Here is a 24157-nt window from a genome sequence, read left to right as displayed (position 1 = left end):
ACCGCGGGGGCCTCAGCCGGCGGCGCAGGTGACGGCGGTGGGGACGCCGTTGGCACCCGTCCAGCTCGCGCCGAAGCCGAACGTGGTGGACGCGCCCGCGTTCAGCGAGCCGTTCCAGCTCGCGTTCTTGACGGTGACGTCCGCGCCGGTCTGGGTGTGGACGCCGCTCCACAGCTGGGTGATCTTCTGGCCGTCGGGGAACGACCACTTCACGGTCCAGCCGTCGACGGCCGCGGTGCCGGTGTTCTTCACCGTCACCTCGCCCTGGAAGCCGCCGGGCCAGGAGTTGGCGATCCTGTAGGTCGCGGCGCACCCGTCGCCTCCGCCGGAGCCGGGGGCCGTGGTGAAGGTCACCGGGTCGGAGGCGGCCGAGGTGTTGCCCGCCGTGTCGCGCGCCACGACGTAGTAGGTGTATGAGGTCGCCGCCGACAGCCCGGTCAGGGCGAACGAGGCGGTGGTGGGGGAACCGGCCTTCACGTCGGTGGCGCCCGCCTCACGGTAGACGTCGTAGCCCGCCACGCTCTCGTTGTCGGTCGAGGCCGTCCAGGTCAGCGTGGCGCCGGTCGAGGTGACCGCCGAGGCGGCGGGCCTGCCCGGCTTGGACGGCGGGGTGGTGTCGTCCGGGGGCGGCGGGGTGCCGCCGCCGGTGTCGGCGTAGACGATGCCCCGGCCGTTGGTGCCGAGATAGACGCGGCCGTAGACGCGCGGGTCGCCGGTCAGGGCCTCGCCCATGTTGCCGTACTGGTGCTGGTCGTCGTTGACCCGGACCCAGGTCGCGCCGGTGTCGTCGGAGCGGTACACGCCGGTGACGCCGCCGATCGTGGCGACCGCGTACAGCGCGTGGTAGCTCTTGCCCGGCGCGGCCTTGCCGAAGCCGACGTTCACCGCGGCGGTGATCCCGGAGAGCTTGGTGAAGGACGCGCCGCCGTCGGTGGAGCGGAACAGGCCGGTCTCGCCCGCGAGCCAGATGTGGCCCTCGTGGCCGGGCACGGCCTTGAACTTGACGTTGCCCTGGGCGGGCAGGCCGGTGGTCGCGGTGGCGGTGAAGGTGGCGCCGCCGTCGGCGCTGGCGTAGAACCTCCCGGCGCTGAAGCCGTAGAACTTCCTGGCGTTCACCCGGTCGGACTCGACCACGGCGCCGGTCGGGATGCCGGTGGAGGCGGTCCAGCTGTTGCCGAAGCCGACCGAGTGGTGCACGGCCACGCCCTTGGGCGCCCAGACGAACCGGGAGCCGTCGGCCGCCGCCGCGACGGTGCCGCCCTCGTTGATCCCGCCGGGCTCGCTGCCCTGGAACCAGTTCGCGCCGCCGTCGGTGGAGAAGGCGACGTGGCTGTCATTGGGCCGGTCGGCGTCGGTGAAGTTGCCCGCGCGGACCATCACCGAGGGGTTGGTCTCGGCGTAGTCGAGGCTGGTGGAGGAGGTGAAGACCGGGGAGGTGAACATCATCGGCGGGACCTTGGCCAGGTCGGTGTGGCGGAAGCCGCCGATGTCACCCAGGGCGCTGACCAGCGGCGCGCCGCTCGGCGGGCTGATCAGGTCGAGGACGGCGGTCTCCTCCAGGCCCTTGACCATCGGCTTGATGGTGAAGGTGCCGCCGGTGTCCCACTTCTTCAGTTCCTCGGTCCCGTAGATCGTCGCGCCGGTGCCGTACATCATCCGGTTGGAGTCGAACGGGTCGATCTCCAGCGACTCGTTCATCCAGCCGAGCTTGGGCGACTCCTCCGGCAGCTGCGGGTTCGCCCCGAAGGTCAGCCACGGTGCGGAGGAGATGTCCATCGTGTAGCGCTTGGTCCGGTTGGGATAGGAGCCCCAGTCCCAGATCCGCGTCCAGGTGGCGCCGGCGTCGGTGGAGCGGAAGAAGACCGCGTCCGGCCACCAGGAGATCTGGGTGGCGACCATGATCGTGTTCGGGTTCTGCCGGTCGATCGTCAGGCCGCTGTAGCCGAAGTAGTCGTCGGCCGAGCTCGACGGGATCGGGCTGATCTGCGTCCACGCGCCGGTGGCGGTGTTCAGCTTCCACACGTCGCCCTTGGCCCCGTCGTACGGCCCGCCGGTGTCGCTGGTGGCGATGTAGAGGGTGCCGCTCTTGTGGTCGAGCACGCCCTTGTGGGCGATGTACCCGGTCGGCTGGCCGGGGACCCGGGACCAGGTGGCGCCGCCGTCGGCGGAGCTGTAGACCGTGTTCTCCTTGTCGGCCACACCGACGTAGATCTTCTTCGTCGTCTGCCCCGCGGTCGCCGAGGCCGGGTCGAAGGTCACCCAGACCACGCCGGGCCGGTGGCTGAGGTAGCCGTTGGGGTCGTTCGGGTCCTGGGCGTAGTTGCCCGGGTTGGGGAAGCTCGTGACCTTGGCCCAGGTCACGCCCTTGTCGGTGCTGCGCCACAGGCCGTTGCCGTCGGGCGCACCGAGGTAGAGGACCTTGTTGTCGTTGGGGTCGACGGCCAGGCGCTCGCCCATCCCCCGGCCGGGCATGTTGCCGCCGAGCTTGAACGGCAGCTCGGTGGCCTGCCAGGTCTTCCCCCGGTCGGCCGAGCGCAGGATCGCGCCCTTGCTGGGGTCCCAGTCGTTGGTGTACATCCCGGCGGCGACGTAGACCCGGTCGGTCTCCACCGGGTCGGTGGCCAGGCTGACCACGCCGTTGTAACCCCACTTGTCCCAGCCCACCCAGTCGAGCAGCGGGATCCAGCTCCTGTCCGCCTGGTTCCACCGGTAGGCGCCGCCGATGTCGGTGCGGGCGTAGATGAGGTTCTTCTCGGTCTGGTTGAAGATGATCCCGGGCACGAACCCGCCGCCGTCGATCCGGACGTTCTTCCACTCGTTCGTCTCGGCGGCCGCGGACGCGGTGACGGATCCGGCGGTGTTCCCGGCCGCCGCCGCGGCCTGGGCCGTGAGGCCCGTGCCCGCCGCGGCGCACGCCACCGTTCCGGCGGCGAGCAGGCTGAACAGCCTTCTACGCATGTACGGCTTCCCTTCGCAAAGCAACAGACAAACCGCCATGCACGACCAGGGAGCGGAAACCTGACCTCGACCGCCCGTGATGCACGTGCATGAGCGCCCAGAGGGTCACATGCCGTTGTCCTCAGCGTCAATAGTTTGATCAATAAACTAACAAAGGCCGAGCAAGTGCGGGTGCGGGCATGTAACTTTCATCCGGCGCGCAAAAGGGGCCGCTCGGCGGTCCGAAGGTAAAACCCTGGGAACCGAGGGATTTTTGCCCAAAAAATCAGTTAATGTCCGTTTATGCCCGAGCTTCCTGTCATTCGCACCCTCACCGGCGCCCTCTCCCCCGCCGAGATCACCGGAGCCGTCCTCCCCGGCGAACACCTGCGCACCGACACGCGATGGGGGGTCGGCGTCGACTCCGACCCGCACCGCTGGCTGGACGAGGAGCAGTCGGTCATCGCGGAGCTGCAGGGGCTGCGCCGGTCCGACGACCTCGGCCTGGTCGTCGACGCCGCCTGCGTCGGCGCGGGCCGCGACGTCTCGGCCCTGGCCAGGATCACCTCCGCGAGCCGGGTGGCCGTGGTCGCCGCGACGGGCTTCTTCGCCGGTCCGTTCCTGCCCTCCTGGACGGCCGAGGCCGACGTCGACGAGCTCACCCGCCACCTGATGGGCGAGATCGGCCAGGGCCTGGACGGCACCAGCGCCAAGCCCGGTCTGATCGGGCAGATCGGCGCCTGGAGCGGGGAGCCGACGCCGGTGGAGGAGCGCTGCGCGGCCGCCGCGGCCCGGGCCTCGCTCGCCTCGGGCCTGCCCGTCGCCGTCCACCGCCGGGGCGGCCTGGCCCTGATGGAGCTCCTGCTCGCCGAGGGCCTGCCCGCCCACCGGGTCAGCGTCGGCGACGCCGGGACCGACTCCGCGGTCCCCCACAAGATCGCCGAGGCGGGCGGCTACGTCCGCCTCACCTCCGTGGGCGCCGACCGGCTGCGGGACGCGCTGGACCTCATCGCGGCCGGCCACGCCCATCGGCTGCTGCTCGGCAGCGGCCTCTCGCGGGTCGCGGAGATCGAGAGGTACGGTGGCCCCGGCTACGGCCACCTGTTCCGCACCTTCCTGCCCCGGCTGCGCGAGGCCGGGGTCCCCGAGGAGACCATCCGCCTCATCACCCACGACAACCCTCTCCGCTGGATGACCGGCATGGAGTGAGCCATGGCGATCCGGGTCGCGAACGCCCCCGTCAACTTCGGGATCTACCAGGCCGAGGGCGCCCTGCCCGGCCCCGGCGCGCTGCTGCGCGCGCTGGCCGAGGCCGGTTACGACGGCGTCGACTCCGGCCCGATCGGCTATCTGGGCCTCGGGACGGAGCTCGGGGAACGGCTGGCCGCGACCGGGATGGGCCTGGCCGGGGGCTGGGTCGACCTGCGCTATGACGACGAGGCCGCCTTCACCGCCGATCTCTCCGGCCTGGACGCGGCGCTGGCGGTGTTCTCGGCGGCAGCGGAGGCGATGGAGGCGGCGGGGGCCGATGAGCGCTTCGCGCCCCGGCCCACCCTGGCCTGCCCGGCCCATCCCCCGCGCTTCGCCTCCGGCGCCGCCCCCGGGCTGCCGTCGGAGCGGTGGCCCGCCTTCGCGGCGCGGATCCAGCGGGCGGCGGACCGCTGCCGCGAGCGCGGCCTCGAACCCGTCTTCCACTATCACCTGGGCACCCTCGTGGAGACCCCGCAGGAGATCGAGCGGTTGCTCGACCTCACCGACGTCTCACTCTGCCTGGACACCGGCCACCTCTGGCTGGCGGGCGGCGACCCGGTGGCCGCCGCGCGGGAGTGGGGCGGGCGGGTCAGGCAGCTCCATCTGAAGGACGCCAGCAGGCAGATCCGCGACCGGGTCACGGCCGCGGGCGGCGACCTGTCGGCGGCCGTGGCCGCCGGGGCGTTCACCGCCCTCGGCGCCGGGGAGGTCGACCTGGCCGGCGTCCTGCGGGAACTGGCCGGCTACGAGGGCTGGCTGGTCGTGGAGCAGGACGCCCCGGCCGTCGGCCGCGACCTCGACCGCATCCTCGACGACCAGCGCGCCAACCGCGCCTGGCTCCGCGCGCACGGGATCTGAACGCGCGCCCGCGGTTCAGGCGCTCGCGGCCTCCGAGGGGTCCAGGGCGTCCGGGGCCCCCGCGCCGGGATCCCCGCAGGGGACGCAGTCCACGGCGCGCGGGGCGGGGCGCGAGGCGACCATCAGCCGCGAGCCCGGTCCTCTGGCCGCCTGCACGTCGCCGGGGTTGGCCAGCGCGCACCGGTCCAGGGACAGGCAGCCGCAGCCGATGCAGTCGGTCAGGCCGTCGCGCAGCCGCTGGAGCTGCTTGATCCGGTCGTCCAGCTCCGAGCGCCACATCTCCGAGAGCCGGGCCCAGTCCTCCCGGTTCGGGGTGCGCTCGTCCGGCAGCGCGGACAGGGCGTCCTGGATCACCTTCAGCGGGATGCCGACCCGCTGGGAGACCCGGATGAAGGCGATCCTGCGCAGCGTGTCACGGGCGTAGCGACGCTGGTTGCCGGCCGTACGGCGGCTGCGGATCAGCCCCTTGGCCTCGTAGAAGTGCAGGGCGGAGACGGCGACCCCGCTGCGGGCGGCCACCTGGCCGACGGTGAGCTCCGAATTCTGGGACACGCCCCATCCTATGTTGACCTCAACTTCGCTTGAGGTTGCAACCTGGCGTCATGACGACCTCAGACACCTCCACACAGATCTTCAGCCAGGCGGAGCTCGACTATCTCGCCGGGCAGCGCCTGGGCCGTCTCGCCACCGTGGCGCCCGACGGCACCCTCCAGAACAGCCCCACCGGCTTCCACTACAACCCCGGGACGGGGACGATCGACATCTACGGCCGCGCCATGGGGGCCACCAGGAAGTTCCGCAACGTCCGGGCCAACGGCCGGGTCGCGTTCGTGGTGGACGACATCGCCTCGACCGACCCGTGGCGGGTCAGGGGCGTGGAGATCCGGGGCACGGCCGAGGCGATCGAGGACCACGAGCCGCCCTCGCCGTACATGAGCCGCGAGATCATCCGCATCCGTCCCCGGCGGATCATCTCCTGGGGCGTCGACCCCGCGCAGTCCGGCATGGTGGGCCGTGACGTCTGACCCACGGCGCGGCGCCTGACCGGGGCACGGCGTCTGACCGGGGCACGGCGTCTGACCACGGCACGACGTGCGATCCCGATCCGCAGGCCGCTCAGTGATGAACGGGATGATCCGGTAAGAATGGGGCCATGACGAGAGCACTGGTGCTGGGCGGCGGAGGCATCGCCGGAATCGCGTGGGAGGCCGGGATCATCACCGGCCTCCGGCGCGCGGGCGTGGATCTGGGAACGGCGGACCTGGTGGTCGGCACCTCGGCGGGGTCGGTGGTGGGCGCGCTGGTCACCACCGAGGCGGACCTGGAGACCGCGGTCGCGGCGCAGGCGACCTCGGAGACGACGGCGACCGTCCCGGCCGTCGACATGGAACCGGTCATGGCGGCCTTCGGGATCCTGTACGACCCGTCTCTGGAGCCGCGCGAGGCCCGCAGGCGGGTGGGCGAGCTGGCCCTGGCGGTCAAGGACACCGGCGCCAGGATCGAGACGATCGGCGATCGCCTGCCGGTCAAGGAGTGGCCCGAGCGCCGGCTGCTGGTCACCGCGGTCGACACCGGGACCGGAGAGTTCGTGGTCTGGGACCGCGACTCGGGGGCCTCCCTGGTCTCGGCGGTCGCCTCCAGCTGCGCCGTCCCCTGCGTCTTCGTCCCGGTGGAGATCGGCGGCCGCCGCTACATGGACGGCGGGGTCCGCTCGGCCACCAACGCCGACCTGGCGCAGGGCTCCTCCTCCGTCGTGGTGCTGGAGCCGATGGCCAACGTCGCCCCGCGGGCGCGCTTCAAGGCCGAGATCGCCAAGCTCGGCGACGCCGTGCTCGCCCACGTGGTCCCCGACGAGGCGGCCATGGCCGTCTTCGGCGTCAACGTCCTGGACCCGGCGCTCTGGCGCCCGGCCTTCGACGCCGGTCTGGCCCAGGCTCCCGCCGTCGTCGAGACCGTGCGCAAAGCCTGGTCGTGACCGCTCCGCTGTGGATCGTCAGCGGGCCGCCGGGCGCGGGCAAGTCGACCGTGGCGGCGGCCCTGCTGGCCCGGCTCCGCCCGGTGCCCGCGCTGCTGGACAAGGACACCGCCTACGGCGGCTTCGTGGCGGCCACCCTGCGCGCCCACGGCCGCGAGCCCGGTGAGCGCGAGGGTCCCTGGTACGACGAGCACGTCAAGGTGCACGAGTACGCCGGCCTGACGGCCCTCGCCCGGCAGATCCGCTCCCACGGCTGCCCGGTCATGCTCGACGGCCCCTTCACCTCGCAGGTCCACGACGCCGACCTGTGGGCGCGCTGGGTCGGCGAGCTGGGCGGGGCCCCGGTCCACCTGCTGTGGGTGCGCTCCGACGGCCCCACGCTGCGCGAGCGCCTGCTCCGGCGCGGCCTGGCCAGGGACCACGGCAAGCTGGCCCGGTTCGAGGAGTATCTGCGGGCGATCCGGGTGGACGAACCGCCGGCGGTGCCGTACACCGAGGTCGACAACCGCCCCGGCGCCCCCTCGGCCAGCGAGCAGGCGGAGCGGATCGCCGCCCGGTGGTCCGGTTAGTACTCCACTTCCCAGTCGTGCGGGCCGAGGGAGTGGAAGCCGTCGCGCGTCTCGATCGCGCCCTTCTCGGCCAGGGACGCGAGGCTGCGCCGTACGGCCTCCTCCGGCAGGCCCGTCATGTGGACGACGTCCGCCGTGTGAGCGGTGTGGCCGTCCGTGGCCAGTGCGGCCACCGCCTCGTAGACGGTGTTGTCCTCAAGGGACATGGTCTGGACATCCCGGTTGGCGTCGTACATTGCCATACCTCCTGGGTCGTGCCCGCCGGTCGTTCGTGTCCCCCGGCACGCGGTCCGGCGTCTCGCCGCGTGCCGGGGCCGGGGGGTTCAGCGCTGCCGGGCGCCCTCGCGCAACCGCTCCGGGTCGACCTCGCGCTCGGGGTGGCGCCGCAGGTACTCCTCCTCCAGTTCCCGGGTCCGTTCGGTGTGGTTGGCGAGCGCGTCACCGGAGCCGTGCAGGAAGGTGTCGGTCCGTGTCGCGTGCAGCTGCCGCAGTTCGCGCAGCAGATCGTCCTCCGTGAGGTCCTTCGGATCGATTCCCATCGTCATGGGATCCGCCTACCCCGTCACGGCTCACCCTCACCTCCGCCGCGGTGCTTGCCTTTGGAACGATTCCACGAAATTCAGTCAGATTTCGTGACTGATTTAGATTGCGGGTATAACGCGAGAGCCTTACGTTCCCGGTATGGATCTCGAGCTCCGACACCTCAAGATCGTGCGCGCGGTCGCGGAGGCCGGGAGCGTCACCAAGGCGGCCACCCATCTCGGGCTGGCCCAGCCTGCGCTGACCGCGCAGCTCAAGCGGATAGAGCGGGTGCTCGGGGGGAGCCTGTTCGACCGCGACCACACCGGTGCGAGACCCACGCCTCTCGGGGAACTGGTGCTGTCCCGGGCACGGGTGCTGTTGCCCGCCGCCCGGGAGCTCCAGGAAGAGGCCGTGCGGTTCGCCAACGCCGGCGGGGAGGTCCCCCGCTACCGGGTGGGCGCCACCAACGGCCCGATCCTGGGAGGGCTGGTGGACCGGCTCGCGACGGCGTGGCCGTCGACGCCGGTGACCACCCGCACCTCCTGGTCGGCCAGGGAACTCACCACGATGATCATGTCAGGGGTGATCGACTTCGCCCTCATCGGCGCCTGCGGGGAGAGCCCGCCGCCGGTGGAGGGGCCGGTGGTGTGGCACACCGTCGGCTCCGACCCCGTCTTCGTCATGCTCAACGAGGACCATCCGCTGGCCGGCCGCAGGGAGGTGGAGCTGGGCGAGCTGGCCGGCGAGCAGTGGGCGGTCACCCCCGGCGACGGCTGTTTCGGTGACTGCTTCGCCGCGGCGTGCGCCCGCGCGGGCTTCACCCCCCAGACCATCTACGAGACCGACGTGGCCACCTGCATCCACCTGGCCAAGGTCGGCCGCGCCGCGGTGCTGTGCCAGGCGACCTTCCAGCCCTCGGCCGGGCTGGCGATGGTCCCGATCTCCGAGGCGCCGCTGCGCTGGCGGCACCTGCTCGGCTGGCATCCGGACGCGCCCATCGCCCGCGTCGCCCCGATGGTCGCCGGGTACGCCAAGGCCGCCCACGCCGACGCCGTACGGCGCAGCGAGCGTTACGCCGCCTGGCTGGCGGGTCACCCCCACTTCGGCACCTCGCCCTGATCCTCCCCGCCCATCGGCGGGGCCGTGCCGCAGGCCGTCGCACCTGCGGCACGGCCCCGCCTGACAAGTCCCCATAACGCGGTGATAGGGGCGAAGTGGTAGAGCCGTCTCTCCTGCCCGCGCGGTTACGGTGACCGCGCACCCCCCAACATGAGGAGAGATCACATGCTCCGCAGTAGTGCCGTGACGGCGGGCTTCGCACTCGCCCTCACGCTGGTGGCCACCCCTGCCATCGCACACGGGGGACCCGGCGGCTCATCCGCTCCCGAGTCCCTGTACGCCCAGGCCAAGGCGCAGGCCGCGGCCACCACCCAGCCCGACCCCGGGATGATCGAGGCGCTCCAGCGCGACCTCGGCATCTCCGGCGCGGAGGCCAGGGCCCGCCTGGTCAACGAGGCCGCCGCCTCCAAGGTCGAGCCGGTGTTCAGCCGGCAGCTCGGCGACCGCTTCGCCGGCGCCTGGCTGACCGGCCCCACCGCCGAACTCGTGGTCGCCACCAACGACTCCACCCAGGTAGCGACCATCCTCAAGGCCGGAGCCCAGGCCAAGCTCGTCAAGCACTCGCTGGCCACGCTCGACGCGGCCAAGGCCCACCTGGACGGGCTCTCCGGCAGCGCTCCCAAGTCCATCCCGTCGTGGTACGTCGACCTGCAGAGCAACAGCGTCGTCGTGCTGGCCCGCGACACCGCCGAGGCCCAGGGCTTCGTCGACGGCAGCGGCCTGGACGCCTCACTCGTCCGGGTGGAGGCCTCCACCGAAGACCCCAGGGCGCTGTACGACGTGCGCGGCGGCGACGCCTACTACATGGGCGGGCGCTGCTCGGTCGGCTTCTCGGTGACCAGGACCGGCAGCCAGGGCGGCTTCGTCACCGCCGGGCACTGCGGCCGGGTCGGCACCGCCACCCAGGGCTACAACCGGGTCGCCCAGGGCACCTTCCGCGGCTCGTCCTTCCCGGGCAACGACTACGCCTGGGTCGAGGTCAACTCGAACTGGACCCCCGTCGGCGTGGTCAAGGGCAGCGGCTCCACCCTCCTGCCGGTGAACGGCTCCACCCAGCGCGCGGTCGGCTCCTCCATCTGCCGCTCCGGCTCCACGACGGGCTACCACTGCGGCACGATCCAGCAGCACAACACCAGCGTCACCTACCCCGAGGGCACCATCACCGGCGTGACCCGCACCACCGTGTGCGCCGAGCCCGGCGACTCCGGCGGCTCCTACATCTCCGGCGACCAGGCGCAGGGCGTCACCTCCGGCGGCTCGGGCAACTGCACCTCCGGCGGCACCACCTACCACCAGCCGGTCAACGAGATCCTGTCGACCTACGGGCTCACCCTGGCCGGTGGCGGCACCCCGCCGCCGACCGGCTGCAGCGGCTACCAGAACACCTACAACGGCTCGCTGACCTCCAACCAGAACGCCTACCAGCCCGGCACCGGCGGCTACACCGCCGCCGCGGGCACGCACCGCATCTGCCTGGACGGCCCCAACGGCACCGACTACGACGCCTACCTGCAGAGGCTGAGCGGCTCCACCTGGACCACCGTGGCCCAGGGCACCAGCCCCAACCCCGACGAGGCCTTCACCTACAACGGCACCGCGGGAACCTACCGGGTCCGGGTCCACGCCTACAGCGGCTCCGGCTCCTACACCCTCGGCCTGACCAGGCCGTGACCCGCACGGGAACCCCTCGCGGGAACCCCGCACGACGACCGCGGCGCCGCCGTCCCAGCCCGGGGCGGCGGCGCCGCCGTCATGCGGGAGCCGTACGGCGGACATGATGGACGGATGAGCGAACTGATGCCCCGGGACGAGAACGCGGACCTGTCCGTGGTGATCGCCAACCTGTCGCGCTCCCCGGAGACCCTCGCGCGGATCGCCGACGAGGTGGAGCGGGAGCCTCTGCCGTCCGCGGTGGTCGAGGCGCTGCCCCGCACCGATCCCGCCGCGCTGCTGCTGGCCGCCAGGTCCGCCGAGGGCGAGGGCCGGTCCTTCGAGGCGGCCGGGCTCATCGGGGAGGCGCTCGCGCTGGACCCCGATCTGGAGCCGGCGCGGCGGGACGCGGCCGAGTACGCCGCCTGCCGCACCGACCCTCAGCGGGAGCTCGCCGACCGGGCCGCCCACCTGTTCGAGCGGTTGCTCGTCTTCCTCTACCGGCCGGCCCGGCGTCACCTGGTCGAGGAGCTGGTGGCGCGGAGCGTGCGGGTGGCCGAGCACGCCCTGGCCGACCTGGCGCTGTTCGAGCACGACGTGATCGGGGAGTTCCTGGACGCGAGGGGCGAGTGGCTGCGCGAGGACGAGGTGAAGCTGCTGGAGGCGTGGCGGACGACGCCCTCGCGCCTGTGGGAGGTCGTCGGCGTGTCCGGGCGGCGGGTGACCCTGGACGACGGCGGGCAGCAGGTGGTCCTGACCGACGAACTGCTGTCCGGGCAGGCCCTGCCGGGCGATCTGATGCTGACCCGGGTGCTGCACGACGGGACCGGCCCGCGGGTGTTCGGCCATCCGTTCAAGGTCGACCTCGCGCGCCGCGGGGAGATGCTCGCCCTGCTCGCCGATCCCGTGGACCCCTACGCGATCGCGGCCTTCTTCAGGCGGCCTGCGGGGCCGGCGTCCGGCGCGACTCCCACCACAGCGCCGCCCCGGTGATCAGCGCACCCAGGCCCTCCCACAGGCCCACGCCGAGGAACTTGGCGGGCGCGGCGCCGGTGACCACGAGCGTGGTGAAGACGGTGAAGGTCACCAGCCGGAACGGGACCGTCCACAGGAAGAACGGCCGGAAGTCCACGGCCGCGGCGAGCATGTAGTAGATCCCCATGTTCACCGCGGCCATGGACGAGGCCGCCATGTACACGAGGGTGTAGTCGCCCTCCGCGCGCGTCTGCAGGACCTCGAAGCCGAGCATGGCCAGCATCGTGTCGGGCGAGACGAGCCCGAGGACGCCGAGCAGGAAGGCGAGCAGGCCGAAGACGGCGATGGTCCAGCCGGACGGGGTGCGCGGTAGCCGCACGGGTGCCTCCAGGAGAATGGGCCTGACCGAGGGATCGCGGGAGGTGTAACCTCAGGCGATCTCTGATCGCGCATTCCATCATGAAATTTCCCCCCAAGGCGACGCATGGACAACTCTGGCCGGCCGATCCGACTCAAGATCACCGCCCTGCTGCTGGTGCCGATCATCTCCCTGGTGCTGCTCTGGAGCTTCGCCGCCAGCCTGACCGCCGGTGACGGACTGCGGCTCCTGGAGATCAACACCCTGGCGAGCAACGTGGCCCTCCCCTCGGAGAAGGCCGTCATGGAGCTGCAGAACGAGCGGCTGCACTCGGCCCGCTACCTGAACGCCAAGTCCGATCAGGACGCCCTCCTCGCCCAGCGGCTCAAGTCCGACCAGGCCCTGGCCGCCTTCCGCAGGCTCGCGCTCGCCGACGACGTCCAGGAGACGGTCGGCGACGAACTGCGGATCCGGCTGACGTCGTTCTTCGCCGAGCTCGACCAGCTGCCCGCCGCCCGCGCCCTGGTCGACTCCCGCTCCGCGGACACCGTCCGGGTGATCGACACCTACAACCGGATCATCGACTCGATGTTCCGCATGTACGACCGGATGATCCTGGTCCCGGACATCTCGATCTACCAGCAGGCCAGGTCGGTCACCGCGCTCGGCGAGGCCAAGGAGATCCTGGCCCGGCAGCGGGCGCTGCTGTCGGCGGTGGGCGGGGGCGGGCGGCTCGGCGACGCCGAGCACACCGCCTTCGCGCGGATGGTCTCGACCCGCCGTCTGGTGTCCCAGCAGGCCATGGCCAGGCTCGACGCGGAGCTGCGCGCGCCGTACGACCGGCTCGCCTCCTCGGCCGTCTCGCGCTCCTACACCCTGCTGGAGACGCGCGTCGTCGCCTCCCGCGACCTGCCGGCCGACCTGTCGCCGGTCGACCGGTTCTGGGCCGAGGTGGAGCGCGACCAGGCCGAGGTGGTCGACATGCTCGTCCCCCGGGTCACCCCGGCCGCGGTCGCCGTCCTCGTCCAGATCGCGGTGGCGGGCGGCCTGGGCCTGATCATGCTGATCCTGTCGGTGCTGCTGTCCCTGCGCTTCGCCGGGCGCCTGGCCGCCGAACTGGGCGCGCTGCGGGACGCGGCCAGGGAGCTGGCGGAGGTACGGCTCCCGCGCCTGGTGGCCCGGCTGCGCCGGGGCCAGGACGCGCCCGAGGAGTCCCTGCCGCCGATCGACGGCGCCCCGGAGATCCGCGACATCGGCCACGCGCTCGACTCGGTGCGGCACACCGCCTACGAGGCGGCCGTGGACCAGGCCCGGCTGCGCCGGGGCGTCAGCCAGGTCTTCGTCAGCCTGGCCCGGCGCAACCAGTCGCTGCTGCACCGCCAGCTCACCCAGCTGGAGGCCATGCAGCGCAAGGAGGAGCAGCCCGAGACGCTCGCCGACCTCTACCGGCTGGACCACCTCACCACCAGGATGCGCCGCCACGCGGAGAACCTGATCATCCTGTCCGGCGCCACGCCCGGCCGGGGGTGGCGCAAGCCCGTCCCGATGGTGGACGTCCTGCGCGCGGCGGTCGCGGAGGTCGAGGACTACGCCCGGGTCCAGGTGCTGCCGACGCCCCCGGCGTCGCTGGCGGGTTCGGCCGTGGCCGACGTCATCCATCTGATCGCGGAGCTGGTGGAGAACGCGACGGTGTTCTCCCCGCCGCAGACCCGGGTGATCGTCCGCAGCGAGGTCACCGCGACCGGGCTGGTGGTCGAGATCGAGGACCGTGGCCTGGGCATCCCGGAGCCGGAGCTGGACGAGCTCAACCGCCGCCTGGCCGACAGCCCGGAGTTCGACCTGGCCGACAGCGACCGGCTCGGCCTGTTCGTGGTCGCGATGCTCGCCTCCCGGCAGGGCGTGCAGGTCGCCCTGCGTCCCTCGCCCTACGGCGGGATCAGCGCGGTCGCCCTGATCCCGGCCTCGATCCTCGCCGAGGAGGCCCAGGCGATCTCGTAGCCGCCCGCGCAGCCGCACGGTCAAAGGCCGGACCGCTCCGTGAACGCCGGCGGAGGTCAGGCGATCCCGTAGACGCGGGCCGCGACGCCGCCGAACACCTCCCGCCGTTCGGCGGCGGACAGGCCGCCGGTGAGGGCCCGCGCGCTCTCCAGCACCCTCTCGTACGACGCCGCGAGCAGGCAGACGGGCCAGTCGGACCCGAACATGACCCGCCCGGGCCCGAAGGCCTCCAGGACGACTTCGGCGTACGGCCGCAGGTCCTCGACCGTCCACTTCTCCCAGTCGGCCTCGGTGACCAGCCCGGAGAGCTTGCACGTGACGTTGGGCCGGGCGGCCAGCTCGCGGACGAGCCCGGCCCAGGGCTCCAGGGCGCCGGAGGCGATCGGCGGCTTGGAGCAGTGGTCGAGCACGAAGGCCGTCCCGGGCAGGGCGCTCACGGTCTCGATCGCGGCGGGGAGCTGGTGGGGCAGGGTGAGCAGCTCGTAGACCAGCCCCGCCTCCCCCACGGCCCGCAGCCCGGCGCGCACGTCGTCGCGGCACAGCCAGCGCGGGTCCGCCTCGCCCTGCACCTGGTGCCGGACGCCCCGCAGGCGGCCGCCGCCCGGCGCGGCCCGCAGCGCGGCGAGGTCGTCGTCGACCGAGGGCGCGGTCAGGTCGGTCCACCCGACCACCGCCGCGACGAGGTCGTGTCCTTCGGCCAGGGCCAGCAGCTCCGGCGTCTCCTCGGCGACGGTGACCGTCTGCACGAGCACGGTGGCCGTGACGCCGTTCGCCGCGGCCGGGAGGTCTCCGATCCCGAAATCCCGGCGCAGCGGGGCCAGCGCCGGGCCGGTGATCCAGTCCTGGTCCCGTACGGACAGGTCCCAGATGTGGTGATGCGCGTCGATCATGAGGCTCTCTGGCTCCCCGAGAAGTGATCGGACCATTCAACCGGTAGGAGCGGCTCCGAACAAGGTTTCTCCGGAAATGTCCTCGCATAGGTCGGACCTCATGTCCGGCGGCGGGTCGTACGCGGCGCGACCACTACGCTGTCGAAAGAAATCTGCCAGTGGCCGACCGATTTCGGCGATGTTTCGAGGTGCCATCTCTCACTTATGACTTCGTTTAAACAAAAGTAACAGCTGGTAAGGCATAATGAGCAGGCGGAACGGGATTAAGTCGCGTTGACGTGACGAAAACGAGGGGTGTTGACTGTGCGCATGCTGAGCGAGGCGAGCGGTTCCTTCACCGGCGCGGGGGCCCTCCTGACGATCCTGCGCGACGGCCAGGCCCGCACCCGGGCCGAGTTGGTGCAGCTCACCGGTCTGGCCCGATCCACCCTGGCGCAGCGGCTCGACGCGCTCCTCAGCCGGCAGTGGATCGTCCCCACCGAGGAGGCGATCTCCTCGGGCGGGCGTCCCGCCGTCGCCTTCACCTTCAACAGCTCAGCCCGCGTGGTGCTCGCCGCCGATCTGGGCGCGACCCACGCCCGGGTGGCGGTCACGAACCTGGCCACCGACGTCCTGGCCGAGCGCGCGGCCGAGGTGCCGATAGACCGCGGCCCCGAGGTGACGCTCACCTGGCTCCAGCGCACCTTCGAGGAGATGCTCGCCGAGACCGGCCACTCCGTCGACGAGGTCTGCGGCATCGGGGTCGGCCTGCCCGGCCCGGTCGAGCACAGCTCCGGACGGCCGATCAACCCGCCGATAATGCCGGGCTGGGACGGCTTCCCCGTCCCCGAGTGGCTCAGCGAGCGGCTGGGCGCCCCCGTCCTGGTCGACAACGACGTCAACATCATGGCGCTGGGCGAGCACTGGGCGGCCCGCCCGGAGGCCGACCACCTCATCTTCGTCAAGGTCGGCACCGGCATAGGCTGCGGGATCATCAGCGACCGCCGCCTGCACCGCGGCGCCCAGGGCGCGGCCGGCGACGTCGGGCACATCCGGGTCGCCTCCGCGCTCGACATCATCTGCCGCTGCGGCAACGTCGGCTGCCTGGAGGCGGTGGCGGGGGGCGCCGCCATGGCCGCCCGGCTGCGCGCCGTGGGGGTCGAGGCGGCCGGCAGCCGTGACGTGGTCGGCCTGGTGCGCGCGGGCAACACCCAGGCGGTCCAGCTCATCCGCCAGGCCGGGCGCGAGATCGGCGACGTCCTCGCCTCGATCGTGAACTTCTTCAACCCCTCGGTGATCGTGATCGGCGGCGACGTCGCGGAGGCCGGGGAGCAGGTGCTCGCCGGTCTGCGCGAGGTCATCTACAGCCGCTCACTGCCCCTGGCCACCCAGCACCTGACCATCACCGCCAGCGAGCTGGGCGACCGGGCGGGCGTGATCGGCGCCGCCGTCATGGTCATCGAGCACGTCCTGTCCCCCGACAGCGTCGACCAGTCCTTCGTCCAGGCGTAGCCGACCCCGCCAGACCTCCCGGCCCGTGCGGAAACGCGGGCCGCGCGCCGTACCCGCCGGGAGACCGGGCGGCGGACGAGCTTCCGCTGTGCCACACTGCGGTCTCCATGGACCTCCCCGCGAACACCGAAGAGATCACGACGGCCCGGCTCACCCTTGAACCGCTGGCGGTCGAGCACGCCGAGGAGATGGCCGCGGCCCTGGCCGACCCCGGCCTGCACACCTTCATCGGAGGCTCCCCGGCCACCGCCGGGCAGCTGCGCGACCGCTACGCCCGCATGATCGCCGGACCGTCGCCCGGCAGCGGCGAGCAGTGGCTCAACTGGGTGATCCGGCTGGAGGGCGCGCTGGTGGGCTACGTCCAGGCGACGGTCGTCCCGCCGCGGGCCACGGTCGCCTGGGTGGTCGGCACGCCGTGGCAGGGCCGAGGGATCGCCACCGAGGCCGCGGGCGCCATGGTCGCCTGGCTCGCCGGGCGGGGTGTGACCGGCTTCGAGGCCACGATCCATCCCGAGCACGCCGCCTCCTGCGCCGTGGCCCGCCGCATCGGGCTCGCGCCGACGGAGGAGTGGGAGGAGGGGGAGGTGGTCTGGCGCTCCGGCCAATGATTGGGCATTTGAAGCTAAATGACCGGTAAATGCCCTTATGTGAGGTTTGTCGGGAGAAAGCAGCGGTAGAGCACAGCCGACGGACGAGCAGAGAAAGGGGCAAAGATGATCACGCAGGAGCAGATACCGCTCGTGATCGACCACACGCTCTACGACGCCGACGGCGACAAGGTCGGGGAGGTCAAGCACGTCTACCTCGACGACGCCACCGGGCGGCCCGAGTGGCTGTGCGTGAAGACCGGACTCTTCGGCCTCAGCGAGACCTTCGTGCCGATCCGCGACGCCGTACTGGTGCAGGACCACGTGGAGGTCCCCTACGACAAGCAGACCATCAAGGACGCGCCCCACGTCGACGTGGACTCCGGCGGGCACCTGTCGGCCCAGGAGGAGCGTGAGCTCTACCGCTACTACGACATCGACTGGGAGTCCTCCTGGCAGGAGGCCAACCAGCCGGGCGACAGCGGGTGGGCGCACTCGGGCGGCCTGCGCGAGCGTGAACGCCTGGGCACCTCCGCGGGGCTCGGCGACTCCTCGGGACTGGACGCCTCCTCCGGGATGGACTCCACCTCCGGGCTCAGCGGCTCCCCCGGTTCGGCCGAGGCCGCGCTGTCCACCGGCCAGGCCGCCTCGCGCGCCGCGCACCCGGCGGCCTCCGACGACGCCATGACCCGCTCCGAGGAGCGCCTGGACGTCGGCACCGAGTCCCACGAGACCGGCCGGGTGCGGCTGCGCAAGTACATCGTCACCGAGCAGCAGCAGATGACCGTCCCGGTCACCCGCGAGGAGGCGCGCATCGAGCGCGAGCCCATCACCGACGACAACCTGGACGCCGCTCTGCGCGGGCCCGAGCTCACCGAGTCCGAGCACGAGATCACCCTGCACGAGGAGCGCCCCGTCATCACCACGGAGACGGTGCCGGTCGAGCGGGTCCGCCTGACCAAGGACCAGATAGCCGACGAGGAGACGATCTCGGAGCAGGTCCGCAAGGAGCGGATCGTCCTCGAAGGCGAGGACGACACCGGCCGGGGCCGCTGACCCCGCCGCGCAGACCCGACCGGCGGACGCGGGACGCCGGTCGGGTCTCCGGGCTCGGGTCCTCCGGGGTCGGGTCCTCCGGGCTCAGGTCTCCAGAGCGCGGTCGAGCAGAGCCTGGAGGGTGACAGCGCCCAGCAGCTCGCGGTCGTCGCCGACCACCGCGACCAGCGGGCTGCGGGTGCGCGCCATCAGCGCGGCCATCTCCAGGATGGTCGCCTCCGGGTCGGTGATCGGCAGTTCGCGGGGCTGGCCGGGCAGGCACTCCCGGACGCTCCGCCCGCCGAGTTCGGCGACGAACCTGTCGGCGTGGGCCTCGTCGATCACCCGTGCCAGCGCCGGGTCCTCCTGGCAGTACGGGGGTACGGCCAGCCTCAGCACCTGGGTGCCCGGCAGGATCGTGAGCGGTCGGCCCTCGTCGTCGACGACGATCAGGCCGGGCAGGTCCTGCTCGGCCAGCAGGCGCGCGGCGGCCAGCGCGGAGGTGCCGAGGGTGACCGTGGGAAACGCGGCGGCCAGGTCGCGAGCGCGCACGGGTGGCTCCTTCACCTGCGGGGGGGCGAGCGGGGCGCCCGTCCGGGGGCGGGTGTCCCGCAGATCAGGCTAACCGAGCCCGCCGCCCCTCCCGGGGCGCCGCCCTCACATGAGATGAGGCAGCCAGACGCCGGGCGGAACAGCCACCGGCACAGCCCGACGAGCACCACCATGATCAGCGGGGCCAGGTGGATCAGCAGCATCAGCCCGGCGCCGCCGAGGGCGGCCGCGGTCCGGTGGACGCGCCCGGTCGCGATGAGCCCGTAGGCGACGATGAAGATCACTACGGCGGCGATCGCCGCCACCGGAGACCTCCAACGGCCGGTCCCATACGCTTCCCCGCCGGGACATCACGGCGGGCACCGGCCAGACCCCGGCATACCTACACAAAACCTATCGAAACGTCCGCAACCGCGGACGCCCGGAGCCGGTCACACCGGCCCGCCGGCCGTACCCGCCCCGGGCGTCCGCGTATGGCCCGTCACGTCCCCGTCAGGCGTACGGGGCCGGGTCCTCAGCCCTCGCCGCGGCCGCTGAGCGCGTCCCTCATCCGGTCGACGAGACCGGCGAGCGGTCCTATCATCTTGTTGCCCGGAGGGGTGTCCGGGGCCGACGGGTGCGGCCTGGTGGGTGCGACCTTCTTGATCGCCTGGACCTTCCGGCCCAGCTCGGCCAGCTGATCGGCGTCGGCGTTGGCGCGCAGTTTGGGGAAGAGCTCGTGCTCCTCCTCCTGCACGTGCGCGCGGATCTCGGCCATCAGCCGGTTCAGCAGGACACCGTGGTGTGCGTCGGCGATGTCGGTCTCCTCCAGCTCCTTCATGGTCTCTTCGGCCTCGGCGTGCTCGCGCAGTTCCCGGTCGGCCAGCGCGTCGCCGCCGGGGACGAGATCGCGTACGGCCGGGTACACGTAGGCCTCCTCGGCGACCGAGTGGCGCACCAGTTCGGTGATGACCTTCTCGGTGAGCTGCCGGCGCCGGTCGGTGTCCCCCGTCGGCAGTTGTTCCAGCTCGGCGAACATCCGCTCGACCTCACGATGATCGTGTGTCAGGACGGCGACGACGTCCGTTTCCTGGATCGTGCTCATCAGCGCTTTCCTTTCCGTGAGCGGCCGCCTCGGGAATCGGCCCGGGTGACGGCCACGTCGATCACGGCGGCGCCGGAACGGGACCATCTACTCGACAAGATTGCAAACTGGACGGGGCCGGTCGGGCGGACACGAGCCCCGCGGAGCAAGGCTTTCCCCGCGGATGTCCATGCGATGACCTTCGCCTCGCGGCACCCCGAGGGGAGCCCCGCACAGCACCCTGCGGATCCCCCAGGGCACCCCGCAGCGCCTCGCGGCACGCCTCTCGGGCGGCCGGGCCCGTCCGATCCCGTCACACCTCGGTCGGCTTCTCGTATCCCTCGTCCTGGCCGTAGACCCGCTCGTTCGGGTCGTCCTCCGGCTGGTTGGACGGATCCGTCGGGGACGGGGTGAACTCGCCGGCCACATCCGGCACGTCGTGGTCCTCGTCGATGTTCCGGCGGTCGGCCAGCGGCCTGTTCTCGTCGGGGTTCGACACGCTTCCTCCTGATGTTCCTCGTCGCGCCGGTGTTTCTCGTCGCGGTGCGAGAGGTGTGCCCGGGAGAGACGGGTGTATGTCAGGCGTCGGCGACACTCTGCAACCGGTGTGACGGCCGCCAATATCGCCCGTGATATTGAAACAGGTTCTAGATCGGTTCTAGGCTGCGGTACTGGAGGGCCGAGAAATGATCCTGGACCGTTTCCGCATTCCCGGCCGCGTCGCGGTCATCACCGGCGCCGGCCGTGGCATCGGGGCCGCGACGGCGGTCGCACTGGCACAGGCGGGGGCGGACGTGGTGATCTCCGCCCGCACGGAAGAGCAGCTGAAGGCGGTTGCCGAGCAGGTGGAGGCGGCCGGGCGGCGCGCCCTGGTCGTCCCCGCGGACCTGAGCGGGCCGGACGCGGCCGAGACGCTCGCACAGCGGTCCGTGGACGCCTTCGGCCGCCTGGACGTGGTCGTCAACAATGTGGGCGGCGCGCTGCCCCGGCCGTTCCTCGACACCAAACGGAAGCATCTTGAGAATGCGTTCCAGTTCAACGTCGGGATAGCGCACGACCTGACCCGGGCCGCCGTGCCGTACATGATCGAGGCGGGCGGCGGAGCGGTGGTGAACATCTCCTCGGTGATGGGCCGCGTGCCGGGGCGGGGTTATCTGGCGTACGGCACGGCCAAGGCGGCGCTCGCGCACTACACGCGGCTGGCGGCGCAGGACCTGGCGCCGCGGATCCGCGTCAACGCGATCGCCGTCGGCTCGGTCGCCACCTCCGCCCTGGACATCGTCATGAGCGACGACGGCCTGCGCACCCAGATGGAGCGCAACACCCCGCTCGGGCGGATCGGGGAACCGGAGGAGGTGGCGGCGGCCGTACTGTTCCTGGCCTCCTCCGCCGGGAGCTACATGACCGGCACGGTGCTGGAGGTGGACGGCGGCCTCGACCGGCCCAACCTCGATCTGGGACTGCCCGACCTCTAGCGCGGACGGCGGCGGGCCGAGTGGAGCCCGTCGCACGGCACAGGGCGGGAGCGCGGCCCCGCCCCGGAAGAACCCCAGGGAGGGGCCATGGTCTACAGGGTGGTGCAGTGGAGCACCGGCAACGTCGGCCGGCACACGCTCGCGGGCATCCGCGCCCGGCCCGACCTCGAACTGGCCGGCGTCTACGTGTCGAACCCGGCCAAGGACGGCCGCGACGCCGGCGAGCTGGCCGGGCTGGAGCCGTTCGGCGTCACCGCCACCCGCGACGCCGGGGCGCTGCTGGCGCTGCGGCCCGACTGCGTCGTCTACACCGCCATGGCCGACGACCGGATCTTCGACGCCCTGGACGACCTGGCCCGGATCCTGCGCTCGGGTGCGAACGTCGTGGCCAGCGGCCCGGTCTTCCTGCAGTTCCCCGACGGCTCGCTGGACGGCCCGATCCGGGAGGCGGCGCGGGAGGGCGGGGCCTCGATCTGGGTCAACGGCATCGACCCCGGCTACGCCAACGACTGGCTGCCGCTGTCCCTGACGGGCATCAGCGAGCGCATCGACGAGGTGCGCTGCATGGAGGTCCTCAACTACGCCACCTACAACCAGGCCATGGTGCTGTTCGGCATCATGGGCTTCGGCCGCCCGCTGGAGGACGTGCCGACGCTGCTGCAGCCGGGCGTGCTGACCATGGCGTGGGGCAGCGTGGTCCGCCAGCTCGCGGCGGGCCTGGGCGTGGAGCTCGACGGCGTCGAGGAGTGGCACACCCGGCTGCCCGCGCCCGAGACGTTCGAGGTCGCCGCCGGGACGATCGAGAAGGGCACGGCCGCCGCGCTGCGCTTCGAGGTCAGGGGCATGCGGAACGGCCGCGCCGCGATCGTGCTGGAGCACGTGACGCGGCTGCGCGACGACCTCGGCCCGGACTGGCCGCAGCCGACGGGCAAGGGCTGCTACCGCGTCGTGGTCAGGGGCGAGCCCGACTACACCCTCGACCTGCAACTGCTCGGCAGCGACGGCGACCACAACACCGCGGGCCTGAAGGCCACCGCGATGCGGCTGGTCAACGCCGTTCCGGCGGTGGTCGAGGCGCCGCCCGGCCTGCTGACCGCCCTGGACCTGCCGCTGGTCACCGGCCGCGGCCTGCTGGCCTGACCGGCCGAGAGAGCGTCTCCCCCGAGAACGGTACGGATCTCCACAGAATCTGCACGCCCTCCGGCTACGCTCCACCCTCGTGATCAAATCGAGATGGGTGAGCGGGCTGGTATGGCTGGTCCTGTCGCCGTTCGCCGCGTGGGCGGTGCTGCGGATCTCCGGGTGGACGCCGGTGTGGCAGTGGGTGCAGCTGGTGGCGTTCACCCCCTACGTGGCGGCGGCCTCGGCGCTTCCGCTACTGCTGGGACTGGGACTGCGGCGCCGGGCGGCGGCGGTCGTCTCCCTGGTGACGAGCCTGGCGCTGGCGGCGGCCGTACTCCCCCGGCACGTCTCCGACGGTGAGCAGCGGCCCGGGGACCGGCGGCTGCGCGTGCTCGCCGTGAACGTGGCGGTGGGGGAGGCCGACACCGCGTCCCTGGTGAAACTGGTGCACGACCTCGATCCCGACGTGCTCACCATCCAGGAGCTCACTCCCGACGCGCTCGGCCGGTTGGACGAGGCCGGGCTGCGTACCACCATGCCCCACGTGCTCGACCGGTCGAACAACGGCGTGTCGGGGTCGGGGATCTACTCCAGGTATCCCCTCACCGAGCGGCCCCTGATCGAGCTGGGCAACTTCCGGCAGGCGCGCGCCGTGGTCGCGCACCCGGGCGGGAAGGTAGAGGTCGTCTCGGTGCACCCGTGCGCGCCGACATACGACTACAAGGTGCGCTGCTGGGCCGACGGTCTCGCGGCGCTGCCCAGGGCGGGCGGGCAGCTGCGGGTGCTGGCCGGCGACTTCAACGCCACCCTCGACCACCGGCCGGTCCTCGAACTGCTGGACAGCGGCTACCGCGACGCGGCGGACGTGGCGGGCCGGGGGCTGACGCCGACCTGGCCGCAGCAGGGGTGGTCGCCCGTCCCCGGCGTGACGATCGACCACGTGCTCGCCGACGAGCGGATGGCGGTGTACGCCTTCAGCGTGCACCCGCTGCCCGGCACCGACCACCGGCCGGTCTTCGCCGAGCTCGGCCTGCCGTAAAAGGGAACCGATGGCCCCTCAACTCACCGTCCGCGATGCCGATCGGAGAAGAGGCTTCATGTGACAGTTCTGTGAATTACTGGAGAGGACATCGTGTCCCAGTTGAGGAATCTGAGCGTCGGCAAACGTCTGGGACTGTCGTTCCTGCTGGTGTCGGCACTCATCGTCGCCACCGTCGCAGTCGGCCAGTGGGGCCTGAAGCGCCAGCATGACATCAACCTCCGGATGGACCAGCTGGAGCAGGTCAAGGACGACATCCAGACCTTCGCCTACCACGTCGCCGACGCCACGAGCTGGCAGGGCCTGGTGGTGGCCGACGCCGGGGCCTACGGGGGAAAGGTCGCCACCCAGCCCGACTCCTACAACCGTGAAGGGCTGATGGCGACCAAGAAGGCCCTTTTCGACACGCTCGACAACACCCACGTCGAATACCTGACCGAGGCCGAGAAGGCGCAGTTCGTCAAGCTCCGGCCCGCCTGGGAGGACTTCTTCGCCTGGGACGACAAGATCGTCGAGTTGCTGAAGAAGGACACCCGCGAGGGCCGCGTCGAGGCGATGGACAACATCAACGAGGGAGAGGCGTCCGACGCCTGGGCCCTGGGCGTGGAAATCAGCACGGAGCTGCGGACGTCCATCGACAAGCGCGTCGCCGACCTGGAGAAGGAGATCGCCGACGTCGAGTCCACCAGCG

General features: G+C 72.0%; 26 protein-coding genes. 16 read left to right on the top strand and 10 right to left on the bottom strand.

The features are described 5' to 3' along the window. Positions 1–12: 12 nt before the first annotated feature. Positions 13–2958, bottom strand: a complete 2946-nt coding sequence (locus tag Psi01_RS25190; protein ID WP_204066573.1) for a cellulose binding domain-containing protein — start codon at positions 2956–2958, stop codon at positions 13–15. A gap of 282 nt (positions 2959–3240) precedes the next feature. Between Psi01_RS25190 and Psi01_RS25185 the strand changes: the two genes are divergently transcribed. Further along, positions 3241–4146: a phosphotriesterase family protein gene (locus Psi01_RS25185; protein ID WP_204066572.1), complete on the top strand. Its 906-nt coding sequence runs from the start codon at positions 3241–3243 to the stop codon at positions 4144–4146. A 3-nt stretch (positions 4147–4149) separates the two neighbouring features. Further along, positions 4150–5046, top strand: a complete 897-nt coding sequence (locus Psi01_RS25180; RefSeq protein ID WP_204066571.1) for a sugar phosphate isomerase/epimerase family protein — start codon at positions 4150–4152, stop codon at positions 5044–5046. 15 nt (positions 5047–5061) lie between these two features. Here the strand turns inward: Psi01_RS25180 and soxR are convergent, their stop codons facing one another. Then, positions 5062–5598, bottom strand: a complete 537-nt coding sequence (gene soxR / locus Psi01_RS25175; RefSeq protein ID WP_204066570.1) for a redox-sensitive transcriptional activator SoxR — start codon at positions 5596–5598, stop codon at positions 5062–5064. 50 nt (positions 5599–5648) lie between these two features. Here soxR and Psi01_RS25170 point away from each other — a divergent pair, with 50 nt between their 5' ends. From Psi01_RS25170 to Psi01_RS25160, 3 genes are all read left to right on the top strand, one after another. Beyond that, positions 5649–6071 carry a PPOX class F420-dependent oxidoreductase gene (locus Psi01_RS25170; RefSeq protein ID WP_204066569.1) on the top strand — a complete coding sequence of 141 codons (423 nt, stop codon included), beginning with the start codon at positions 5649–5651 and terminating at the stop codon, positions 6069–6071. 128 nt (positions 6072–6199) lie between these two features. Then, positions 6200–7021, top strand: a complete 822-nt coding sequence (locus Psi01_RS25165; RefSeq protein WP_204066568.1) for a patatin-like phospholipase family protein — start codon at positions 6200–6202, stop codon at positions 7019–7021. Next, complete coding sequence (locus tag Psi01_RS25160) at positions 7018–7590, top strand: P-loop nucleotide/nucleoside kinase family protein (protein WP_204066567.1); 573 nt, start codon at positions 7018–7020, stop codon at positions 7588–7590. The genes Psi01_RS25165 and Psi01_RS25160 overlap by 4 nt, the downstream gene beginning before the upstream one ends. On the opposite strand, the gene Psi01_RS25155 is transcribed toward Psi01_RS25160, so the two are convergent. Next, the gene (locus Psi01_RS25155) at positions 7587–7832 is read right to left on the bottom strand and encodes a hypothetical protein (protein WP_204066566.1); all 246 of its coding nucleotides are present in this window, start codon (positions 7830–7832) and stop codon (positions 7587–7589) included. The genes Psi01_RS25160 and Psi01_RS25155 overlap by 4 nt on opposite strands. Before the next feature lie 81 nt (positions 7833–7913). Continuing rightward, positions 7914–8135 carry a DUF6158 family protein gene (locus Psi01_RS25150; RefSeq protein WP_204066565.1) on the bottom strand — a complete coding sequence of 74 codons (222 nt, stop codon included), beginning with the start codon at positions 8133–8135 and terminating at the stop codon, positions 7914–7916. A 136-nt stretch (positions 8136–8271) separates the two neighbouring features. Between Psi01_RS25150 and Psi01_RS25145 the strand changes: the two genes are divergently transcribed. The 3 genes from Psi01_RS25145 (at position 8272) to Psi01_RS25135 (ending at position 11874) form a co-directional block, all read left to right on the top strand. Then, positions 8272–9231 carry a LysR family transcriptional regulator gene (locus Psi01_RS25145; RefSeq protein ID WP_204066564.1) on the top strand — a complete coding sequence of 320 codons (960 nt, stop codon included), beginning with the start codon at positions 8272–8274 and terminating at the stop codon, positions 9229–9231. Between the two features lie 165 nt (positions 9232–9396). Next, positions 9397–10902, top strand: a complete 1506-nt coding sequence (locus tag Psi01_RS25140) for a S1 family peptidase (protein ID WP_204066563.1) — start codon at positions 9397–9399, stop codon at positions 10900–10902. Positions 10903–11016: 114 nt separating this feature from the next. Beyond that, positions 11017–11874, top strand: coding sequence for a hypothetical protein (locus Psi01_RS25135; protein ID WP_204066562.1), 858 nt, complete (start codon positions 11017–11019; stop codon positions 11872–11874). Here Psi01_RS25135 and Psi01_RS25130 read toward each other — a convergent pair. After that, a complete protein-coding gene (locus tag Psi01_RS25130) occupies positions 11816–12235 on the bottom strand; it encodes a hypothetical protein (protein WP_239128008.1) in 420 nt (139 codons plus the stop codon). The genes Psi01_RS25135 and Psi01_RS25130 overlap by 59 nt on opposite strands. Before the next feature lie 105 nt (positions 12236–12340). On the opposite strand from Psi01_RS25130, the gene Psi01_RS25125 reads away from it, so the two are divergent. Beyond that, a complete protein-coding gene (locus Psi01_RS25125; protein ID WP_204066561.1) occupies positions 12341–14212 on the top strand; it encodes a nitrate- and nitrite sensing domain-containing protein in 1872 nt (623 codons plus the stop codon). Between the two features lie 56 nt (positions 14213–14268). On the opposite strand, the gene Psi01_RS25120 is transcribed toward Psi01_RS25125, so the two are convergent. Further along, complete coding sequence (locus Psi01_RS25120; RefSeq protein WP_204066560.1) at positions 14269–15102, bottom strand: amidohydrolase family protein; 834 nt, start codon at positions 15100–15102, stop codon at positions 14269–14271. A 309-nt stretch (positions 15103–15411) separates the two neighbouring features. On the opposite strand from Psi01_RS25120, the gene Psi01_RS25115 reads away from it, so the two are divergent. The 3 genes from Psi01_RS25115 (at position 15412) to Psi01_RS25105 (ending at position 18236) form a co-directional block, all read left to right on the top strand. Continuing rightward, positions 15412–16593 carry an ROK family protein gene (locus Psi01_RS25115; protein ID WP_204066559.1) on the top strand — a complete coding sequence of 394 codons (1182 nt, stop codon included), beginning with the start codon at positions 15412–15414 and terminating at the stop codon, positions 16591–16593. 107 nt (positions 16594–16700) lie between these two features. Further along, positions 16701–17201: a GNAT family N-acetyltransferase gene (locus Psi01_RS25110; protein WP_204066558.1), complete on the top strand. Its 501-nt coding sequence runs from the start codon at positions 16701–16703 to the stop codon at positions 17199–17201. A 105-nt stretch (positions 17202–17306) separates the two neighbouring features. Further along, positions 17307–18236, top strand: a complete 930-nt coding sequence (locus tag Psi01_RS25105; protein ID WP_204066557.1) for a DUF2382 domain-containing protein — start codon at positions 17307–17309, stop codon at positions 18234–18236. A gap of 84 nt (positions 18237–18320) precedes the next feature. Here Psi01_RS25105 and Psi01_RS25100 read toward each other — a convergent pair whose 3' ends face one another. The 4 genes from Psi01_RS25100 to Psi01_RS25085 all read right to left on the bottom strand — a co-directional run bounded on the left by Psi01_RS25100 (position 18321) and on the right by Psi01_RS25085 (position 20329). Next, positions 18321–18767 carry a CBS domain-containing protein gene (locus Psi01_RS25100; RefSeq protein WP_204066556.1) on the bottom strand — a complete coding sequence of 149 codons (447 nt, stop codon included), beginning with the start codon at positions 18765–18767 and terminating at the stop codon, positions 18321–18323. Between the two features lie 11 nt (positions 18768–18778). Beyond that, a complete protein-coding gene (locus Psi01_RS25095) occupies positions 18779–19072 on the bottom strand; it encodes a hypothetical protein (protein WP_204066555.1) in 294 nt (97 codons plus the stop codon). A 209-nt stretch (positions 19073–19281) separates the two neighbouring features. Further along, positions 19282–19851 (bottom strand): hemerythrin domain-containing protein, encoded by a 570-nt coding sequence (locus tag Psi01_RS25090; protein WP_204066554.1) that lies wholly within the window; start codon positions 19849–19851, stop codon positions 19282–19284. Positions 19852–20143: 292 nt separating this feature from the next. After that, positions 20144–20329: a hypothetical protein gene (locus tag Psi01_RS25085; RefSeq protein WP_204066553.1), complete on the bottom strand. Its 186-nt coding sequence runs from the start codon at positions 20327–20329 to the stop codon at positions 20144–20146. Positions 20330–20516: 187 nt separating this feature from the next. Between Psi01_RS25085 and Psi01_RS25080 the strand changes: the two genes are divergently transcribed. The 4 genes from Psi01_RS25080 to Psi01_RS25065 all read left to right on the top strand — a co-directional run. Continuing rightward, the gene (locus Psi01_RS25080; protein WP_204066552.1) at positions 20517–21305 is read left to right on the top strand and encodes an SDR family oxidoreductase; all 789 of its coding nucleotides are present in this window, start codon (positions 20517–20519) and stop codon (positions 21303–21305) included. An 87-nt stretch (positions 21306–21392) separates the two neighbouring features. Further along, entirely contained in the window at positions 21393–22445 is a 1053-nt protein-coding gene (locus tag Psi01_RS25075; protein WP_204066551.1) for an NAD(P)H-dependent amine dehydrogenase family protein, read from the top strand. Between the two features lie 79 nt (positions 22446–22524). Continuing rightward, positions 22525–23466 (top strand): endonuclease/exonuclease/phosphatase family protein, encoded by a 942-nt coding sequence (locus Psi01_RS25070; protein WP_204066550.1) that lies wholly within the window; start codon positions 22525–22527, stop codon positions 23464–23466. A 93-nt stretch (positions 23467–23559) separates the two neighbouring features. Continuing rightward, positions 23560–24157, top strand: a 598-nt coding sequence (locus Psi01_RS25065; protein WP_204066549.1) for a hypothetical protein, incomplete at its 3' end; no start/stop codon positions are given.

The sequence above is a fragment of the Paraplanobispora siamensis genome, assembly GCF_016863175.1.
GTDB lineage: Bacteria > Actinomycetota > Actinomycetes > Streptosporangiales > Streptosporangiaceae > Planobispora > Planobispora siamensis.
The sequence above is the reverse complement of the archived record's forward strand: the minus strand, read 5'-3'. Positions and strand labels throughout refer to the sequence as shown.

Coding starts and splice junctions, on each gene's coding strand:
- Psi01_RS25125 (WP_204066561.1), top strand. CDS start 12,341: ATGGACAACTCTGGCCGGCCGATCCGACTCAAGATCACCGCCCTGCTG.
- Psi01_RS25180 (WP_204066571.1), top strand. CDS start 4,150: ATGGCGATCCGGGTCGCGAACGCCCCCGTCAACTTCGGGATCTACCAG.
- Psi01_RS25185 (WP_204066572.1), top strand. CDS start 3,241: ATGCCCGAGCTTCCTGTCATTCGCACCCTCACCGGCGCCCTCTCCCCC.
- Psi01_RS25090 (WP_204066554.1), bottom strand. CDS start 19,851: ATGAGCACGATCCAGGAAACGGACGTCGTCGCCGTCCTGACACACGAT.
- Psi01_RS25105 (WP_204066557.1), top strand. CDS start 17,307: ATGATCACGCAGGAGCAGATACCGCTCGTGATCGACCACACGCTCTAC.
- Psi01_RS25115 (WP_204066559.1), top strand. CDS start 15,412: ATGCTGAGCGAGGCGAGCGGTTCCTTCACCGGCGCGGGGGCCCTCCTG.
- Psi01_RS25150 (WP_204066565.1), bottom strand. CDS start 8,135: ATGACGATGGGAATCGATCCGAAGGACCTCACGGAGGACGATCTGCTG.
- Psi01_RS25140 (WP_204066563.1), top strand. CDS start 9,397: ATGCTCCGCAGTAGTGCCGTGACGGCGGGCTTCGCACTCGCCCTCACG.
- Psi01_RS25080 (WP_204066552.1), top strand. CDS start 20,517: ATGATCCTGGACCGTTTCCGCATTCCCGGCCGCGTCGCGGTCATCACC.
- Psi01_RS25165 (WP_204066568.1), top strand. CDS start 6,200: ATGACGAGAGCACTGGTGCTGGGCGGCGGAGGCATCGCCGGAATCGCG.
- Psi01_RS25190 (WP_204066573.1), bottom strand. CDS start 2,958: ATGCGTAGAAGGCTGTTCAGCCTGCTCGCCGCCGGAACGGTGGCGTGC.
- Psi01_RS25135 (WP_204066562.1), top strand. CDS start 11,017: ATGAGCGAACTGATGCCCCGGGACGAGAACGCGGACCTGTCCGTGGTG.
- Psi01_RS25110 (WP_204066558.1), top strand. CDS start 16,701: ATGGACCTCCCCGCGAACACCGAAGAGATCACGACGGCCCGGCTCACC.
- Psi01_RS25145 (WP_204066564.1), top strand. CDS start 8,272: ATGGATCTCGAGCTCCGACACCTCAAGATCGTGCGCGCGGTCGCGGAG.
- Psi01_RS25155 (WP_204066566.1), bottom strand. CDS start 7,832: ATGGCAATGTACGACGCCAACCGGGATGTCCAGACCATGTCCCTTGAG.
- Psi01_RS25170 (WP_204066569.1), top strand. CDS start 5,649: ATGACGACCTCAGACACCTCCACACAGATCTTCAGCCAGGCGGAGCTC.
- Psi01_RS25075 (WP_204066551.1), top strand. CDS start 21,393: ATGGTCTACAGGGTGGTGCAGTGGAGCACCGGCAACGTCGGCCGGCAC.
- Psi01_RS25120 (WP_204066560.1), bottom strand. CDS start 15,102: ATGATCGACGCGCATCACCACATCTGGGACCTGTCCGTACGGGACCAG.